Source organism: Lysinibacillus sp. CTST325 (assembly GCF_054665055.1).
In genome coordinates this window covers 54,581-72,357 of record NZ_BAAFHO010000014.1, presented here as the reverse complement: position 1 = coordinate 72,357, position 17,777 = coordinate 54,581, and the positions used below count along the sequence as shown (strand labels likewise).

General features: G+C 38.1%; 18 protein-coding genes. 4 read left to right on the top strand and 14 right to left on the bottom strand.

From position 1 onward, the window contains the following. Positions 1-476 precede the first annotated feature (476 nt). From ACYQ73_RS22895 to ACYQ73_RS22865, 7 genes are all read right to left on the bottom strand, one after another. The gene (locus ACYQ73_RS22895; RefSeq protein WP_460014552.1) at positions 477-1,403 is read right to left on the bottom strand and encodes an SGNH/GDSL hydrolase family protein; all 927 of its coding nucleotides are present in this window, start codon (positions 1,401-1,403) and stop codon (positions 477-479) included. Between the two features lie 225 nt (positions 1,404-1,628). Next, positions 1,629-2,858, bottom strand: coding sequence for an aminopeptidase (locus ACYQ73_RS22890; RefSeq protein WP_460014551.1), 1,230 nt, complete (start codon positions 2,856-2,858; stop codon positions 1,629-1,631). A gap of 1 nt (position 2,859) precedes the next feature. Then, positions 2,860-4,008, bottom strand: a complete 1,149-nt coding sequence (locus ACYQ73_RS22885; protein WP_460014550.1) for a DEAD/DEAH box helicase — start codon at positions 4,006-4,008, stop codon at positions 2,860-2,862. Positions 4,009-4,274: 266 nt separating this feature from the next. Continuing rightward, positions 4,275-4,976 carry a cysteate racemase gene (gene cuyB / locus ACYQ73_RS22880; protein WP_460014549.1) on the bottom strand — a complete coding sequence of 234 codons (702 nt, stop codon included), beginning with the start codon at positions 4,974-4,976 and terminating at the stop codon, positions 4,275-4,277. After that, on the bottom strand, positions 4,976-6,205 hold the full coding sequence (locus ACYQ73_RS22875; RefSeq protein WP_460014548.1) for a carboxylate--amine ligase: 1,230 nt from the start codon (positions 6,203-6,205) through the stop codon (positions 4,976-4,978). Before ACYQ73_RS22875 ends, cuyB begins: the two co-directional genes overlap by 1 nt. A gap of 121 nt (positions 6,206-6,326) precedes the next feature. Next, positions 6,327-7,265 (bottom strand): C39 family peptidase, encoded by a 939-nt coding sequence (locus ACYQ73_RS22870; RefSeq protein WP_460014547.1) that lies wholly within the window; start codon positions 7,263-7,265, stop codon positions 6,327-6,329. Between the two features lie 568 nt (positions 7,266-7,833). Then, positions 7,834-9,336: a class I adenylate-forming enzyme family protein gene (locus ACYQ73_RS22865; RefSeq protein WP_460014546.1), complete on the bottom strand. Its 1,503-nt coding sequence runs from the start codon at positions 9,334-9,336 to the stop codon at positions 7,834-7,836. A gap of 619 nt (positions 9,337-9,955) precedes the next feature. Between ACYQ73_RS22865 and ACYQ73_RS22860 the strand changes: the two genes are divergently transcribed. Then, positions 9,956-10,552 (top strand): metallophosphoesterase family protein, encoded by a 597-nt coding sequence (locus ACYQ73_RS22860; RefSeq protein WP_460014593.1) that lies wholly within the window; start codon positions 9,956-9,958, stop codon positions 10,550-10,552. Positions 10,553-10,662: 110 nt separating this feature from the next. On the opposite strand, the gene ACYQ73_RS22855 is transcribed toward ACYQ73_RS22860, so the two are convergent. The 5 genes from ACYQ73_RS22855 to ACYQ73_RS22835 form a co-directional block, all read right to left on the bottom strand. Next, on the bottom strand, positions 10,663-11,244 hold the full coding sequence (locus ACYQ73_RS22855) for a DUF305 domain-containing protein (protein ID WP_460014545.1): 582 nt from the start codon (positions 11,242-11,244) through the stop codon (positions 10,663-10,665). 187 nt (positions 11,245-11,431) lie between these two features. Next, positions 11,432-11,602, bottom strand: a complete 171-nt coding sequence (locus ACYQ73_RS22850) for a cysteine-rich CWC family protein (RefSeq protein WP_460014544.1) — start codon at positions 11,600-11,602, stop codon at positions 11,432-11,434. A 112-nt stretch (positions 11,603-11,714) separates the two neighbouring features. Next, positions 11,715-11,912, bottom strand: coding sequence for a gamma-type small acid-soluble spore protein (locus ACYQ73_RS22845; RefSeq protein ID WP_460014543.1), 198 nt, complete (start codon positions 11,910-11,912; stop codon positions 11,715-11,717). 15 nt (positions 11,913-11,927) lie between these two features. After that, the gene (locus tag ACYQ73_RS22840) at positions 11,928-12,137 is read right to left on the bottom strand and encodes a hypothetical protein (RefSeq protein ID WP_370079262.1); all 210 of its coding nucleotides are present in this window, start codon (positions 12,135-12,137) and stop codon (positions 11,928-11,930) included. Between the two features lie 44 nt (positions 12,138-12,181). Then, positions 12,182-12,415, bottom strand: a complete 234-nt coding sequence (locus tag ACYQ73_RS22835) for a hypothetical protein (protein WP_370079260.1) — start codon at positions 12,413-12,415, stop codon at positions 12,182-12,184. A gap of 349 nt (positions 12,416-12,764) precedes the next feature. Between ACYQ73_RS22835 and ACYQ73_RS22830 the strand changes: the two genes are divergently transcribed. Beyond that, the gene (locus ACYQ73_RS22830; protein WP_460014542.1) at positions 12,765-13,259 is read left to right on the top strand and encodes a L,D-transpeptidase family protein; all 495 of its coding nucleotides are present in this window, start codon (positions 12,765-12,767) and stop codon (positions 13,257-13,259) included. A 363-nt stretch (positions 13,260-13,622) separates the two neighbouring features. On the opposite strand, the gene ACYQ73_RS22825 is transcribed toward ACYQ73_RS22830, so the two are convergent. Further along, positions 13,623-14,387, bottom strand: a complete 765-nt coding sequence (locus ACYQ73_RS22825; RefSeq protein ID WP_460014541.1) for a DUF2935 domain-containing protein — start codon at positions 14,385-14,387, stop codon at positions 13,623-13,625. Positions 14,388-14,559: 172 nt separating this feature from the next. Between ACYQ73_RS22825 and ACYQ73_RS22820 the strand changes: the two genes are divergently transcribed. Next, positions 14,560-16,233, top strand: coding sequence for a ribonuclease J (locus ACYQ73_RS22820; protein WP_460014540.1), 1,674 nt, complete (start codon positions 14,560-14,562; stop codon positions 16,231-16,233). A 210-nt stretch (positions 16,234-16,443) separates the two neighbouring features. On the opposite strand, the gene ACYQ73_RS22815 is transcribed toward ACYQ73_RS22820, so the two are convergent. Then, on the bottom strand, positions 16,444-17,067 hold the full coding sequence (locus ACYQ73_RS22815) for a restriction endonuclease subunit S (RefSeq protein ID WP_460014539.1): 624 nt from the start codon (positions 17,065-17,067) through the stop codon (positions 16,444-16,446). Positions 17,068-17,280: 213 nt separating this feature from the next. Here ACYQ73_RS22815 and ACYQ73_RS22810 point away from each other — a divergent pair, with 213 nt between their 5' ends. Then, on the top strand, positions 17,281-17,670 hold the full coding sequence (locus tag ACYQ73_RS22810) for a helix-turn-helix domain-containing protein (protein ID WP_142510121.1): 390 nt from the start codon (positions 17,281-17,283) through the stop codon (positions 17,668-17,670). Positions 17,671-17,777 lie beyond the last annotated feature (107 nt).

Sequence of the window (17,777 nt, the reverse complement as noted above, 5' to 3'; positions counted from 1 at the left end):
TCCTTCCGTCGCTTCAGTTCTTTCCGTCACTCCAGGGACCCTTTCCGTCACTCCGACAATTCTATCCGTCGTTTCAGTTCTTTCCGTCGCTCTGAGGATTCCTTCCGTCGCTTCGGCGATTCTATCCGTCGCTCCGGGGGTTCTTTCCGTCACTCCGACAATTCCTTCCGTCGCTTCAGTTCTTTCCGTCGCTTCGGCAATTCTATCCGTCGCTCCAGGGGTTCTTTCCGTCGCTTCAGCGATTCTATCCGTCGCTCCGGGGACCCTTTCCGTCACTCCGACGATTCTATCCGTCGCTCTGAGGATTCCTTCCGTCGCTTCGGCAATTCTATCCGTCGCTCCGGGGGTTCTTTCCGTCACTCCGACAATTCCTTCCGTCGCTCAGAGGATTCCATCCTTCGCCCCGACGATTTCATTCGTCGCTTATATTATGATAGATATTCAACATAAAAAAGAGCATCTTTGTCGATGCCCTGTTACAAATAGTTATGATTAAAACGTATTGCTCTTACCTTCTCCATAAAAGCAGCGTATCCTGTAAAACCTTGAATGGCACGCGCAGTTGGTTTTGGCTTTTCTTTTTCTTCTTGTTTCTGCTCTGCCTTCGCTAGTTGTTCTAACATTTGCTCAAATGGAATAGGGTTGGGCTTTGGCAGTTCGTTTGTAGAAATGGCTAGTGCTTTACTTCCGCTATATTCATGCAAAAATGCATTTGCCATTTGGCGATAGCCTTCAAAATTTGGGTGTACATCTGAGATATTGGGTAAAAGGTTTGTAGCGTTTAACCCAAAAGCATCATATACGTCTACATAAATTGCTCCGGCTTGCTCTGCCTGTTGCTGTATAATCGTATTTAACTTTACAAGCTGTGCATTTGTGCCTTCTTTTTGCGTAGCGTGAGCGTCTGGATAAGCAAAATAATAGCCCATTACATAGATCTTAGCTTTAGGTGCTCGCACTTTCAACTCATCCAAAATCTCCGCCATATTTTTTCTGGCAATGTTTAATGCATAATCTGTTTGTAGCTGCGCAAAGGCTAATGTACCGGCATTTGGATTAACCTGCACGAGACGCAGTAAATCGTTGGCACCTGCCGAAACAGTAATAAGTGTTGCATTCGCTAATAAGACACTTGCTTCCTCTGATTTTACTCGTTTCAAGACATCAGCTGTTGTATAGCCTGGGAAAGCGAGCTCCTTTGTATAGAAACTCAATTGCCCAGTCATTCCTAATTTCATGGCGATTAAATCACTGTAGCCAGTATCAATCTGTTGATAAGGTGTTTGACCAGCCGCCAAGGAATCTCCAACTGAAAGGTAGTTTTCAGTCTGAGCAAAAGCAGATGAAACACCATATGCCATCATGAGTATAGCTGCACCAATTAAACTTAGTAATCGTTTCATCTGCCCAACCCCTTTCTCGTGACATCCGCTGGAGGCTTTGGCCAAAGTGATGTTGGTCACCCAGTCGTGTGTTGTTGCTGTCGCTTCGCTTTCGCACAGATAAAACCGTGTTGCTGTCGCTTCGCTTTCACACAGATAAATTGCCACAGGACGTGGCGTTCTTAGACTGAGTTCCTCTATTCAGCGGGTGATTGGAAACCCGCTGAAACAAGTTATATCAAGAGCTTAAAATGCCCAGCTACCTTTGCGGAAAATTGGCTCTACAGTTCCATCTGGTAAAATACCGTCAATGTCCATCTCACCGCTGCCTATCATAAAGTCCTCATGTGTTACTGAAATATTTGCACCTAACGCTTCAAGCTGTCCGTTTTCTAAATCTCTTCCACCTTCTAAGCAAGTTGGATAAGCTTCGCCAATCGCTAAATGGTTCGATGCATTTTCGTCAAACAATGTATTAAAATATAAAATCTCCGATGCTGAAATTGGTGATTCGTGCGGTACAAGTGCGACCTCACCTAAATAGCAAGAGCCTTCATCTACATTAATAAGCTCCTGTAATAAATCATGGCCTACCTGTGCGTCAGCCTTAACAATTTTTCCTTCTTCAAACGTTAGTTTAAAGCCATCGATAATATTTCCTTGATAAACTAATGGTTTTGTATTGCTTACATAGCCATTTACACCTTGTTTCATCGGTAACGTATAAACTTCTTCTGTCGGCATATTAGCAATAAAGGTAGTGTCATCTGGTGTTTTACTACCTCCAGTAAGCCATTTATGCTGTGGCGCTAAGGCAATTGTTAAGTCAGTACCTGGTGCTGTATAGTGAAGCTTCGCATATTTTTTATTGTTTAGCAGGTCCGCGCGAGATTCTAAATTTACTACGTGCTCATGCCAGTTTTCAACAGCATTGCCTTCACCGATACGAACGGTTTTAAAAATGGCTTCCCATAAAGCTGGTACTTGTTCCTCAGCTGCTAAGTTTGGGAATACCTTCAATGCCCACTTTGGTGAAGGGACAGCAACGATCGACCAAGCTATTAAATCCTTCATTACGGCGTTACGATAGTTTTTCAGAGCAGCTCCCGATACTTTTTGATGAGTAGCTAGACGATCTGCTGAAATACCTGCTAATTTATCAGGGTCTGCAGCATCAATCCATAATAGTGCTCCTTTACGCTCGATCACTTCATCACGCATTTTAACTACCCATTCTGGGAAACGATTAAATTCTTCATCTGAAGCATGCTCAAAGTAAGCACGATCCATTTCATCATCTGAAAAATTAACATGAACACGCCCTGCACCAGCCTTATAAGCCTCTTTCACGACTAAACGGGCGAAATCTAATGCTTCCACTGAAGTATTAACTAATAAGTATTGCCCTGGTTGAATATTAACACCGACTTTTACCGCAAGTTCTGCATATGCTTGTAATTTTTCATCAAACGTCATATTATTTACCTCGCTTTTGTCCAATTGTTTTTGAATTACCCTCCACTAACTTGCCATCATGCCATACTTTCTGTACAGGTTTCGCAGAAATTTCTCGTGTCCATTTTTTATACGTTTTCTCATCACGATAAGATAATAACGTTAATACTTCACCATCTGCTCCAGCACGACCTGTACGACCAGAACGATGCAAATACTGCTCAATTGTTCTTGGTACATCGACATGAATAACATGTGTTAAACCTTCAATATCTAAACCACGTGCTGCAATATCTGTAGCGATTAAAATACGCGCATCCCCTTTACGGAATGCATCTAACGCCTTTTTACGTTCTTCCTTCTTCATGTCAGAATGTAATGTCACAATCGGTGCCGTACGATATTGCAATTTCGTTTCCTTCATCAGCAATTGATCGATATTGTTGACGAAAGCCAATCCACGTAATCCTTCTGTATGTGATAGTCGGCGTAGGAAATCAGTTTTATCTCGCTCCTCAACTTTCACGAAAGAATGTACAACTTTCCCCACCTTTAACATATCCTCAGGTTTAATTTTGAAGCGTACTGGCTCGAACATCATACGACTAGCCACTAATTCAATTTCCTCCGTAATTGTTGCTGATACAACAACTACTTGTCGCCCATATGCTGAACCTTCGATAAAGGATTTTACGACAACACGATATTCACGACTAAGTAACTGATCACACTCGTCTAAAATAACTGTTTCAATTTCTTTTAGTTTTAATTTTCCAGCACGCGCTAATTCATTTAATCGGCCAGGTGTACCTACAACTATCGTCGGTTTTTTCTTTAACTTTTCAATTTGACGTGCAGAGTTCGCGCCACCAATTAGTTGTTGAACCGTAATATCAGAACCTGCTGTCCATTCACGGATAACCTCTACAATTTGCATTGCTAGCTCCTGTGATGGGGCTACGATAAGTCCTTGTGTTTGTTTTTTTGAACCGTTTACTTTTTTTAACAAAGGAAGTACATACGCTAAAGTCTTCCCCGACCCTGTCGGCGATTCGGCTACAATATCTTTGCCCTCAAGCATTGCTGGAATCATTTCTTCTTGAATTTTCATCGGCTCTTCAAATTTCCATTTTGCTTGTAAATCTTCATTTAATAAATTTATTACTGACATGTAATTTCCCACCTTCTATCTGCTTGACACTAGTTTAACACACTAATCATTTTCCTACTTCATATGTACGTAAACCTTTGTATAATCGTTTCAAAAATGGGGCTTTCTTAATCTCCCCAAATGAATTTTGAGTATACAGATAAAAAATCTGCACGACTCATCACGGGATTTGTCAGCCTTCAAGCCCTTATAGATACTTGAGATTCTTTGAAGGTTTACAACTTACCTGCGAAAAGCGAGCAGATTTTATTTGGTTAATACGATTGTTAATCTACAATTTCATAGCCGCATGCTAATATAGCACGTTCTGCTAACACGATTAATGAGTCGATATATTTGTCACTTAGTTTTAAATCTCGATTGACGATTGATAATTCTGTGCATCCTAATACGATACGATCACAATTAAGTGCAAGCATTGCTTCTTCTATCGGCTGCCAATCCTCCTGAGAGACATCTTTTCCAGCCTTTACATAATCGTAAATAATAGACATGACTTTCTCTTTCATCACATCGTCTGGAACAACAGGTGTTATACCAAATTCCTCTAACGCATCTTGATACATGTGTGAGGTTAATGTACCCGTTGTCGCTAAAATCCCTACACGCTCTGCCCCTAAGTCAGAAGCGCGCTTTGCTGTTTCCCTTATCATATGTAAGACAGGAACTGGAGAACCTTCAACAATCTCATCATAAAAGGTATGTGCCGTATTACATGGAATAGCAATCATATTTGCTCCAACAGAAGCAAGCTTTTTAGCATCTGCGACTATCACTGGTACAGGATTTTCCTTTGTGCTATCTAAAATAAAGGCAGTACGATCAGGGATATTCGTATCATTATCAATGATTGTATGTAAATGCTCCTGATCCTTCGTTGCCTTCGTACGTCTTACAATCATTTCTCCGATAAACATCGTTGCCAGTGGACCAACGCCACCAATTATACCTAAAGTTTGTTTTTTCATTAGTTTGACAGACCTTTGTTGTTAAAATATTTCTTATATTGGCGATAAAAGCTTAAATTATCTAGCGTTATATTTAACCACCGCTTCGCATTCATATCCTTATAATTAAAGATGGAATCCGTAGCCATTCCTTGGCGAATAAGACTTTTCGCTTCAATCACAAGCTGTTCATTTTGTACATATTTAAAGAGGACACCATTTGGCACAATTGTCCAGAGATGCTTGTTCTGAACATATGTTAGCTGTTTCTTACTTCCGCGGATAAAATCATCCGCAACATATTGCATTAAATTATAGCCACTTGCTGTCACATAATAATTTGAAAGTTCATTATGTAATTCAATACTTAATAACTTATATTGACCGTCACGTTCATCGTACTTCATATCAAACGTGGCAAAGCCTTGGAATCTTATTTCCTCTAGAAATAATTTCACGCGGTCCATTAAGTCTTTATCGTATGCTGTCATGATGGCTACATAGCGACCAATCCCCTCTGGAGAATGCTCCTCTAAAATTGGGTTACCTACAGATAATAGTTTTACCTTACTATCTTGCCCAACATAAGCATTTACGACGTACATATGAGCATCTTCGCCAGGAATATATTGCTGTACCATTAAGTCATCTCGGTATGCTGATTCCTTATAAATAGCATGGAAAATAGCATCCTTTTCATCTTTATCTTTTGCAATATACACTTTTTTCTTACCTGGAAAAATACATGTAGCATACTTTGTCATATTCAAAGGTTTAATGACAACTGGGTATTCAAAAGGAATGTCAAATTCCTCGTAATCATTGACGGTGCAAACATGCATTGCCGGATAGTGAAAGCCGAACTTCGCACAAAGTTCATACATGCTCTCACGCGTTAATAGCTCGTTAGCAAGTTTTGCATCCACATAAGGAATTACAAAATACTCTACTAGCTCTTCTTTATGTTGCACAATTTTTTTCACGTAAAATTCATCGCAGGCTAATAACAGCAATTTTTTATCTGCAAATTCCTCTGCAATTGCCTTTAACGCAACGACAAAACGTTCTTCAATATGGAGTCGTGGAAGTTCACGAAATATTAATAAATCACTCTGTTGTATTTTCTCCATATTCGTATGATTTAATGCAAGTGGTTTAACGCCATAGGACTCGTAAAATGCTCTTGCCATGCCGTAAGCATTCATTTCATCTCCTAATAAAATCGGTAAAAAAGCGTGCTCAATGGCCATTCTACTCAACTCACTTTAGCTTTTATTAGGCTCTCACATAACGTGAGGTTCATCCCCAGTGACGAGCCTTTTTTACAAGTGTAACATACTTTCCTTGTACTCCTTATAACTCTTCTTTGAATCATTTATGAACGGCTACAGCTTGTTCACCTAATTCTCTATAGCTTTGAAAAAACTGATCCACATTATAAGTGACAAAGCCTTTTAATGGGTCCATGACAACTACTTTATCGCCTAAATGCCCGGTTAAAACAACAGCATGCAAGTTCATATACGCGGCATGCGGCTCTTTTTCACCTTCATAGATCCAACCCCTAGCTGATTTTGTTTTTGGCTCTGATAAATCTAATGTAACCCATGTCACAACAGGAACTCCCTCTCGAACGAGCTGTAAAATTTCGTCCTGCGTGGCACCACTCTTATTTGTCACTTGTAAGTTTGCCTGTTTATCTGCTATTACTGCCTCTGCTGCTTTGACAATTGGAGCCGCAAAGACATACATACCACTTGATTTCTCACGAGGATTACCTGCAAAAGCCTGTGCTGGATTTGGACCAAATCGTTGTCCGTCAACAGTACTAATCTTTTGCTTTGGTAAATAGTTATCAGCCATTTCCAGCTTCGTAACGTCTAGCCCATAATAATTTAATACAGCCGTTAATGATGTTATTTCACAGCCATGTGGTAGTTCAGGTTTTTGCATAACAACTGGTACATCCAGCTCTTGCTCGTCCCTTGAAAAATGTGTTTCCAATCGATAATACGGCTTTGTCGCATCATATGTAAAATTTTCGATTGTCGTATAACCATCGTTTTTCGTACTATTTTCAAGCGTAGTTGCCGCCATAGCATATTTCTGTCCCGCTATAAGCTTCGAAAATATTGCTTCGCCCTCTTCAGAGCCAACCGCATCCTCCACTACCTCACCCGTCTCTACATCTGTAGCAGTTATATAAAGGTTAGGTATGGGTGCACCACTATTAAACTCTACTGTTAACACAGTTAATCCTTTGTTCTTCGTTTCCTGCTGCGAAAACGGATTGCAACTCGAAAGTAGCATGATTATCATAATACCTATTAGTAAAAGGCGTTTATCCCCCGTCCACAAGACAAATTCCGCTCCTATCTTGTTTGAAGACAATAACTTCAATTCTATTATATTATTTCAATTTGTCGCAGACTCTATTATACGCTAATTTCATAGACGTTCCTATTTTTTAACTTCTGTCAGCGGTTGTCCAAACACCCGCTAACAGAAGTTAAAGCCTCCGGCGGATGTCACGGAATCGGAAAGGAGTTCTTTGTGCAAGCACAAAGCCGATTCCGGACGCAATTATGCCGAGGCATAATTGATTTTCTGTCAGCGGTTGTCCAAACATCCGGTGAAATAGAGAAACTCAGTCTAAGAACGCCATGACCTGTGGCAATTTATCTGTGCGAAAGCGGAGCGTCAGTAACAACACACAACTGAGTGACCAACTTCATGTTGCTGACGCTGCGTTAGCACTACGCTTTCACGCAATAAACATCTGTTGGCCTAAAGCCTCGGACGCAATTGCGCAGAGGCCTAGTGTGCGCCCGATTAAAGTATTACTATGTTTGCTATTTTCGAGTTTCATCAAACCGTTTTACACGTTAGGCGCGCTTACTCTCGGTCGTAATGTATGCTTCAAAACTTTCCCAGAAGCATTACGTGGCAATTCAGTTAAAAATTCAATTTCATATGGCACTTTATATTTTGCTAGCTGAGTCCGACAATAAGCCAAAATCGCCTCATCATCGGAAGACTTCCCTTCCTTCAATACGACAAATGCTTTCGGGACTTCGCCATATACTTCATGTGGTAAACCTACAACGGCAGCCTCTAAAATTTCTGGCAGTTGATATAAAACCTCTTCGATCTCGATAGGATAAATATTTTCGCCACCTCGAATGATCATATCCTTTTTACGATCTACAATATAAAGATAACCTTCTTCATCAAAGCGCCCTAAATCTCCTGAATAGAGCCAGCCATCTTTAATTGCTCTAGCTGTTTCTTCAGGGTTACGTAAATAACCTTTCATGACTTGTGGTCCTTTGATACAAATTTCTCCTACCTCACCCGCTGGCACCGTTTCACCAAAGCTATCAACAACACGGACGTCAGTTTGAGCCAATGGTTTTCCTACTGATCCAACCTTTGTCAATGCATCTGCATCTAAAAGAGAAGTGGTGGCAGGAGAATTTTCAGTCTGTCCATACAGGTTCTGTACTTTCACTTTAGGAAATGCCTCCTTCACTTGCTTTACAAGCTCATAAGGCATCGGTGCTGCTCCGTAACATAATAAACGTAAATTTTTAAATGTATGTTCCTTAAAGTTAGGTGTATTTAAAATAATTGTATACATTGACGGAACACCAAAGAAAATTGTTGAATCTGTAGCGACAAACTGTTCTAATGTGTTTGTCGAAGAAAAAGCCTCTTCTATAACCATCGTACCGCCTTTATAAAACATCGGCATCGCAAATACATGAAGACCTGCACAATGAAATAAAGGCGTACAAATAAACATTCTATCTTCATTGGTCATATCCATTGAGGACGACCATATATCCGCAGTTGATACAATATTTTGGTGAGTTAGCATTACGCCTTTCGGTTTACCCGTCGTCCCAGAAGTATACATAACAACAGCAGTATCATGAGGCTCCAATTTGACAGCTTTTCTTTGACCTGGATAGTTTTTAATAACTTCTTTCATTTCTTTGAGCCCTATAATAGGTGGAAATGGATAGGCAATAGTTGCGAGTACATCCTCTAACCTTTCATCATAAATAAGTCCTTTAGCTTCTGAATGGTTAAAAATAAATTCGACCTCTGGAGCTGCTAATTTTGTGTTAATGGGCATGACAACATAGCCTGCTAACTGAACACCGATATAAGCAATTAAAAATAAATCTGAATTGAGCGTATATAATGCAATTACATCATCTTTTTCAAAGCCTTGCTCTTGTAAGTATGCTGCGAATGTTTCTGCACTTTTATAAAATTCACTATAGGATAGCTGAGTCCCATCGTACACCGTTGCAATCCCATTTGGTTGCTGCATAGCATAGTTTTGTAGAATATCTGTCATTAACATCGTCATCATTAGCCCCCCAAACCCTTCATATTCATTACCCTCACATCATAAAAATTCAGAAAATTACAATTATATTTTATCAATCTATGAAAAGGTTGGCAATTTTTCTACACATTAAAATATAAGACTCATTATCGAAAGTTAGAGATGACATTTTATTAAAGCATACGTCAAGCGGAAAATTTGATTGGAGGGAGACTGGTGACTCTTTGGGGATTAACAATAGAGGAACGAAGGCTGAATACATCACGTCCTATGATAACAGCTTCGTGACCAACATCCTGTCGCTGCCACTACGTTAACACTACGCTTTCGCATGTTAAAACAACTGTTAGCCCGACGCCCTCAGGAAAGCCCAGTCGGAACGGAAATCAACTCGAAGTTATGGTGATGAACCAACATATAATCTATATGTAACTAAATATATTTATACATTTTACTTTTCTATCAATTTCTGTTAGGTGTATGATATTTGTAAAATGATTAACTTCTTTGAGCAAATACTTTCTGTAGCGAAAGTGAGGCGACAAGTACAGGTGTTTGGACACTTGCTGAAAGAAGTTAAAGCCTCTGGCGGATGTCACGGAATTATGCCGAGGCATAATTGATGAAAGGCCTGATTAAAATGTTGTACGCACTTTTAGGAGATTTACATTCTAATATAGAAGATACTAAGGCAGTTCTAGCCCATATTCAGCAATCTGCGAAAGATGCAAAGGTATTGGGATTAGGTGATTTATACGAATGTACTGTAAGTAAGAAAAAGGCTCAAACAATGTCGGGTATACCGCTACAAAAAGCTGCGATAGTAGAAAATGATTTTGAAAATTTACTAACATTCCCCTCTATTCGTGGCAATCAGGAAGAGCGTATTACACGTGTAACTGGCATCGAACGTTTTACAGAGCTACCTGAAACAATGGAGATTGATGGTGCAACACTTATGCATGGACATCAATTTAAATGGAGTGTGTCGTGGCAACCTACATTTCCGCCATTTAAAAAATCACTTCTTTTCTTCGGACATAGTCATGAGTCAGGTCTTTATCATCGGAATAAAAAGTTACCAATTCGTATTCGCTATGGCCAACCAATCGCATTACAAGAAAAACAATACGGTATCAATGTTGGATCGGTTGTTGATCACCGTGAGTGGTGTCTTTACGATAGTAATAAACGAACAATAACATTTATGTGCGCTCCTTCTGTTGAGAATGCTTGATTATTTTTCATCAAGAGTTGAGTTTCGCTTATATACATCGTAGTCACAAAAAAACGCTAAAATCGACTTCGACTCTAGCGTTTTTTCACTTTATAAATATTCCGTTCAAACTAGCAATTCTCGCAATCCTTTAAAGCATCTAGTAATTTTTCCATTTCGCAAATACGATCGCACATAGTTTGAATCATATTTCGAAGGATTGGTATTAATTCTTGGCAAATACAGAACCTTAAAACGTTTTGCGCTAGTCGAACGCCTGCCTGATGATGAACAATCATTGTTCGAAGAAAGTTTATATTAATATTATTGGAAACTGGCGGTAAGCTCATTGCTTGGAACATAGCCCCGGTAATTTCTTTATACGCACACATATATTCGTACAACTCACATTCCGAATTTTGTACGATACAGCATCTATTTTGTATCGCTTCGAGGCATTCAACAGTCTCCGTACTTGTTGTTATTATTTCTAATGCGAGATTTTGTACAAATATATTAGTGGTGTATCGCAAAACATTTTCCGACAATTTAATAGCAGCTACTTGATGCGGTAATATTTGCTTAATAAAATTATCTGAAATACTACATGTAATTGTCACATAGGTCATGCCCTGCATCATTTTATCGAGGATCCTTTGGTTTTCCTCTAAATAAGCCTTTGTTACATTACTGAGTACAACTGTTTTAGTCATTAGACACACTCCTTTCAGAGTAATATATGTCCGATAGGTTGTTGTGCGGTAGACAATTGTACCAACTAATCTCTATTCTTTCGTAATAGCAATTGAAGTATTTTCAACTTCTTTCAGCGAGTGTTTTCTGTAGCGAAAGCGAAGCGTCAGCTCCTATTATATCGAGGCATAATTGATTGCAAAACGTCTAATCTTTTTTGTATGTATCCAAGCACTTTTGACAAATACATTGCTCTTTAGGTATTGCTTCAAGAATTTTTTCAGGGAAACTTTTTGTCATACACCAGCAATCTTTTTGCCCATTTACTACCCCACAATGATTTTCTTGTCCACATAACGGACAACGTTTTTCCTCCATTCGTACACCTCCTTACATTTACTTTTCATTGTAAAATAAAGTGAGTTCACAAGCGCACTTTTACAAAATTAAAATAGAGGAGTACTTAATTTCATACTCCTCCACAATTAGCTTATTGCTTTTTCCCATGAATCTGTTGCTTTACTTCTTCGACATCTATATCACTATATATTTCTGTTCCAGCTCCACCTCTTTGGGCTAGCAGCTTTTTTACTTCATTGTAAGATAAACCACCATCTGCATTTTTTCTTTTTATTTCATTAATATTTGTTCCAGCAGAAGTAAATTGAGTTTCATTAAGGTCAGTCATACAAATCCCTACCTTCTATAATTCATCAGGCTGCAATTCGATCAATTCATCGCCTTCTCGTTCTACTTTTTTATTGAGTTCCTTAATCGGTATAGCATCAACTGTTTGCATATCTTCGTGTAAGTCGAAAAGACTTATTGTATCTGATTCAACCATGTCTGGCTTGTTCTTACTTGCTAAGTTCATAAATATTTTTTTCTCATGCGGTATGTTTTCTATGTCCATCATTGCTCACTCCTTTACCTATAACTTGTGCAATGTTGGACAAATCATGTACCTTTCGTTTTCGCACTTTTATCGATGCGATGATATTCAGATATTTGAATGACCCGAACATTTCTTGTATGCAGCTCATGATACATCCCTCTACTATCTGTAAAAGATATATATTGATCTCGTTCACTACGAACTAATGCCTCTGCTTTTTCCTGTGATTCGATATGGATAAATCTCCGTACATAATGCATTTCATCAAAAAAATAAGTAATTTTAAATTCTTTCATAAATAACTCCTCGATTACTGGATATGGTTTGTCACTGCTTATCATATCCAACTAACTGCAGTTGCTATCCTCATGAAAAATCAATTATGCCTCGGCATAATAGCACCTATAGAGGTGGGAGACATCTGTAGCTGACGCTTCGCTTTCGCTACAAAAGTAATTGCTGAATGAAGTTACAGGTATTTTCTATATCTACAGCATAACCTGTATTAATGTAATTATTTTAGGCACATCACCATAGCGTGGATTGATTTTCGTTCTGACTTGACGCTTTCGACACGACATTCGTTTTAACAAATATCATCCCCAACTTTTGGAGATGAGCCTTAATTTATTGGAGGTGATAAATTTGATTCATACAGTTAAAGCAGGCGAAACTTTGGCTCAAATAGCTAGAAATTATCGCACACCGATATCGTCCATAATGGCTGCTAATCCTGGGTTAGATCCGAATGTACTTTATTTAGGACAACAAATTGTTATACCTGGATTTCCTAATCCAAATACTATTCCTTATAGAATAGATATTTCTACTGAAAATCGATGGCTACGGTTATATAAAGATAATATTCTTCAAAAGCAATACCCAATTGCGGTTGGAAGGATGCTACATGGTACACCTACTGGCGATTTTATAATCATTAATAAGGCGCCAAATCCTGGTGGTCCGTTTGGGACAATGTGGATGAGTTTATCGAAAGAGCACTATGGTATTCATGGAACGAATGATCCTAGCTCTATCGGTCATGCCGTTTCAAGGGGCTGTATTCGTATGCATAATAAGGATGTTGAAGAGCTTGCAAGCATTGTCCCAATCGGTACTGGCGTTTTTATTCATCCTTAAAAAACTTTCATTTAAGTTAGGCGCTTGCAATCATCATTATAATTCAGACTAAAAACATTCCTAAGATTTTATCGGAATGTTTTTTAGTTTTATCGGAACATTATGTGGATTTATCGGAATGTTTTCCAATTTTATCAGTACATTATGCTGATTTATCGGAATAAAAAAGGCAACCTGAAAACCTCAGATTGCCCTCACTTATGCCTAGGGTGACGTGCCAGAACTATGTGAAGTGGTTGATTGGAGTGAAGGCTGGGCGACTCCTTGGAGATCAGCAATATAAGGCTAAAACCATCACGTCCTGTGATAACGCCTTCGTGAACAAAAAACTCTCACTTTGCTAAAGAGACCTCTTTAGTGAAATTAACCTTCACCTCTAGATTGTGCAAGCTTCGATAAATAGTATTGCTCCTCCCTTAGCATATGATCCGCCATTAGAGCTGTAAATGTTCCTAATACTTCTGCACTTAACTCCATCTCCTCTAACTCCCGTAAAAAAGTTTTGAATAATTCCATTTCTATATCCACATCATGATTAAAGCGAGTTAATGCGGGGAATGAGTCTATATTTGAACGCAAATATCCTGTAAGCTCTACTGCTTTTAAATAAAATTCTTCAAAATGTTGAGCAAAGGTAGTACTTTTTTGCCTCAATCTTCTTTCTACACCATCCAAATCGTCATGAATGATACCTGCATGTCCTGACGCATCTAAAAGCCAAACTAAGTGATGATGTAGCTCATGAAAGATTGGTGGAGCTTCCCCCTTCTTTAGATAGCTAAGTACATTTTGATATTCCTCTAGTTCATTCACCATGTGATTAAAAAAGGTAGGTGGTAGATGAATATTAATATTTCCCGTTAATTGCTTTCTAAGCAAATAAAATTTGAATTGCTTTAATTGTTCTACAGCTTCATCGACTGTAAGTGAGAAAGAAACCGCATTATTGGCATCTACCGAATTAACATAGGCTAGCAGCTGAGAAAATTGAAGAATAAATGAACTCGCTCTTTTTATATCCTCTGTTTCCGATGGATACAAGGAATCATGAATAAATTGAGAATGATCTTTCAGTATCCTTAACCAAAACTTATGTTCAAACATCGCATGCTGTAAGTAATTCGACAACCAGTCACATCCCCTTTATTCTATACGTTCCTCTATTCTATTCTTCATGAAAATCTAATATTAATGCTTAATCTCAAATTGTCTTTTCGTATAGGATGAAACGCTTAAAGCTATACTACTAATGCTGAATTTTCATTAAAGGAACATAAAGAAAAATTAGGAGGGGATATGCTTGTCCACAAAAGACAATACATTATCGATTTTCGCCTTAGGTGGCATTAATGAGATTGGCAAAAATATGTATGTAGTACAGTATGGGAATGATATTTTAATTATCGACTGCGGCGCTAAATTTCCAGACGAAAGCCTACTAGGTATTGATTTAATAATTCCTGATATTACGTACCTACTGGAAAATAAAGAGAAAATAAAAGCATTAATTGTGACACATGGACATGAGGATCATATCGGCGGTATCCCTTATCTGTTAAAAAAAATAAATGTCCCTATTTATGCAACACGTTTTACTCTTGGTTTAATCGAGCTAAAGCTGAAAGAACATAAGCTTTTAAGAGAGACAGAATTAATAGAAATTCGTTCCGATTCATCATTAAATTTCGGACAAGTTGATGTTAGTTTCTTTAGAACAAACCATAGTATACCTGATTGCTTAGGAATCGTTATGAATACACCTGAAGGAAATGTAGTACACACAGGCGACTTTAAATTTGATTTAACGCCTGTCAATAATCAATTTGCAGATATTCATAAAATGTCTGAGATAGGATCAGAAGGTGTACTAGTACTTATCTCTGAAAGTACGAATGCAGAACGACCTGGTTTAACTCCTTCAGAGAAGCTTGTCGGTGGTCATATTGAAGATGCATTTTTACATGCCGAGCGTAAAATTGTTATCTCTACTTTCGCTTCTAATGTTAATCGCATACAGCAAATTGTAGATGCAACGATTACTACAAATAGAAAGCTTGCATTACTTGGGCGGAGTATGGTGAATGTTGTAGATGTTGCGCTTGAGCGAGGCTATTTAACCATTCCAGAGGATATGTTAATAGATGCACGTGAGGTGAAATACCTCCCACCCGAAGAAGTTGTTGTATTATGTACGGGTAGTCAGGGTGAGCCATTAGCTGCACTCTCTCGCTTAGCAAATGGAAATCATCGTGAAGTGAAAATTTTACCTGATGACACAGTTATTTTAGCTTCATCCCCTATTCCAGGGAATGAAAAGGGTGTTTCACGGATCGTCGATAATTTGTTCCAGCTAGGTGCGAAAGTTATTTATGGTTCGTCTAGTCATACAGGTATGCACGTTTCAGGTCATGGCTACCAGGAAGATTTAAAACTAATGCTGACGCTAATGAAGCCCAAATTTTTCATTCCGATTCATGGTGAATTCCGCATGTTACATCAGCACCGTTTGTTAGCTGAGTCCGTTGGTGTCAAAAGAGGGCATACGTTTATTATGAAAAATGGGGATGTTGTTGATATTGAAAATGCAATGGCTAGGCAAACACGTAAAATCCCTTCAGGTGATACGTATGTCGACGGCATCGGTATCGGCGAAGTCGAAGGAATTGTTTTACGAGATCGCAAACAGCTGTCAGAAGACGGTATGCTTGTTATCGTTATAACACTTAATAAAATAGATGGTGGCTTTATTTCAGAACCAGATACAATTTCGCGAGGCTTTGTTTATGCCAAAGACTTTGAGGAGCTTTTAACGAAAGTAAATATTCTCGTTAAAGAAACGGTAAATGAGCTTCAAGAAGAAAATAAGCAGCCAATCCATGTCATAAAAAGAGAAATCAAAAGAGCTGTCGGTCAATATCTATTTACACAAACAAAAAGAAAACCAATGATTTTACCTATAATTATCGAAATTTAACTCAGAAAATGTCTTTTGTAGCGAAAGCGTAGTGACAGGTTCAGATGTCTTTTGTAGCAAAAGCAAAGCGGCAGCTACAGATGTCTTTTGTACCGAAAGCGTAGCGACAGGTACAATTATGCAGAGGCATAATTGATAAAAGTCGGTGTGAAAGTTTTTTGCCTTTACACCGACTAATTTCATTTTATCCCATAAAGACAGTAATCTTAGTTAATCACCCTTGAAAATTTTATGTAGCATATCATCGTATAGATACTGCGCTTGATTAAACCCTTGATGTAGACTTTTCGAGTGATTTTCTATTTGCGTCGAATAATTATGCTGGTGTAGCCCATCTACTGCTGTCATTAAAGACTCTTTATTCTTTAACAAAAGCTGAATCTTATTTAAAATTTGCACCATTTTCTGTTGGATAGCTAACATTGGGATATCTATAGATATATGGTACAAATGATGCCATTCTTTATTAATTTGATACCATCTGAGAAAGTGTAATAAATAATCACTTAAAATAATTGTTTCATTTGGAATAATAGCGACGAGATCATTTGCAATACATATTTCAGTTTCGCATTGATAAATATATTTATTTGTTTCCTTCAAATTAGCTTTAGTAAGAATGATGGTTTTAGCTGGTACTGGTGCACACTTAAAATGTTTTTTAAATGTAATATTAACTTTTGGTAATCGTTCAATATCACCATGTAGCATTAACTTTTTTAAATTTTCTGCTGTAATTAGGGGTACTCCGACGTTTGAAAAAAACTTTTTCTTCGGTACTATTTTCCCCTCTTCTATTTTAGCAACTTCATCTAATCGATAACGCTTTACCATGCCTAAATCCTCCAATCCTTAACTTAATTAGTTATATCCTAAAACAAGCTACTGAAGAATCATCAACACCGTTTTACATAAGGCTTTTCTCTCAATAAAAACTTACTATCAACCATTGTACCATTTTAATGTAACATTATCTCTATTATACCACTATAATGGTATAGGCATTTTTAATGTTTTTCACTAGCTTTTTACATAGAGGTGAATCATATGTCAGACTTTTTAAAGCTAGTAGGCGAACAACTCCGTATTATTAGGGTATCAAAGGGGCTTAGTCAGGAAGAAGTAGCAGAAAAAACGGGGAAACTCGGTTTTAGTAAAGGACGAATCTCAAACATTGAACACGGACAGTCTAATATCACATTAAGTACTTTAGAAACGTTGATGAAAGCATTAGATATTGCCCCTGAGGAGCTTTTTAATTTTCAAAAATTATCTGGTGTTACTGATATTGAAGAAAAGAACCTTGTGCTTGACATACATCGATCAGTATTAAGGGAGCGCAATTTAGACGAAGTGAAATACGTAGTACGCATTACGAAGGATTTTTTAGATACTATTGATTCACAATCAAAGAAAAACAGCTCCAATAGTCAATGACGTTGGAGCTGTTTGACGGCTAGCCGCAAATTATTTTTAACTTTGGTGAGAAGCCTGTTCTATCATGATGGCATGCCATTAACCATATAAAAAATCCATTTAGTCTA

Bases quoted from the DNA above. Each gene is read 5' to 3' on its own strand.
- ACYQ73_RS22870 (WP_460014547.1), bottom strand. From the start codon at position 7,265: ATGCTACTTTCGAGTTGCAATCCGTTTTCGCAGCAGGAAACGAAGAAC.
- ACYQ73_RS22835 (WP_370079260.1), bottom strand. From the start codon at position 12,415: ATGAAAGAATTTAAAATTACTTATTTTTTTGATGAAATGCATTATGTA.
- ACYQ73_RS22875 (WP_460014548.1), bottom strand. From the start codon at position 6,205: ATGGCCATTGAGCACGCTTTTTTACCGATTTTATTAGGAGATGAAATG.
- ACYQ73_RS22840 (WP_370079262.1), bottom strand. From the start codon at position 12,137: ATGGACATAGAAAACATACCGCATGAGAAAAAAATATTTATGAACTTA.
- ACYQ73_RS22885 (WP_460014550.1), bottom strand. From the start codon at position 4,008: ATGTCAGTAATAAATTTATTAAATGAAGATTTACAAGCAAAATGGAAA.
- ACYQ73_RS22865 (WP_460014546.1), bottom strand. From the start codon at position 9,336: ATGACGATGTTAATGACAGATATTCTACAAAACTATGCTATGCAGCAA.
- ACYQ73_RS22810 (WP_142510121.1), top strand. From the start codon at position 17,281: ATGTCAGACTTTTTAAAGCTAGTAGGCGAACAACTCCGTATTATTAGG.
- ACYQ73_RS22890 (WP_460014551.1), bottom strand. From the start codon at position 2,858: ATGACGTTTGATGAAAAATTACAAGCATATGCAGAACTTGCGGTAAAA.
- ACYQ73_RS22855 (WP_460014545.1), bottom strand. From the start codon at position 11,244: ATGACTAAAACAGTTGTACTCAGTAATGTAACAAAGGCTTATTTAGAG.
- ACYQ73_RS22860 (WP_460014593.1), top strand. From the start codon at position 9,956: ATGTTGTACGCACTTTTAGGAGATTTACATTCTAATATAGAAGATACT.
- ACYQ73_RS22845 (WP_460014543.1), bottom strand. From the start codon at position 11,912: ATGACTGACCTTAATGAAACTCAATTTACTTCTGCTGGAACAAATATT.
- ACYQ73_RS22895 (WP_460014552.1), bottom strand. From the start codon at position 1,403: ATGAAACGATTACTAAGTTTAATTGGTGCAGCTATACTCATGATGGCA.
- cuyB (WP_460014549.1), bottom strand. From the start codon at position 4,976: ATGAAAAAACAAACTTTAGGTATAATTGGTGGCGTTGGTCCACTGGCA.
- ACYQ73_RS22815 (WP_460014539.1), bottom strand. From the start codon at position 17,067: ATGGTAAAGCGTTATCGATTAGATGAAGTTGCTAAAATAGAAGAGGGG.
- ACYQ73_RS22850 (WP_460014544.1), bottom strand. From the start codon at position 11,602: ATGGAGGAAAAACGTTGTCCGTTATGTGGACAAGAAAATCATTGTGGG.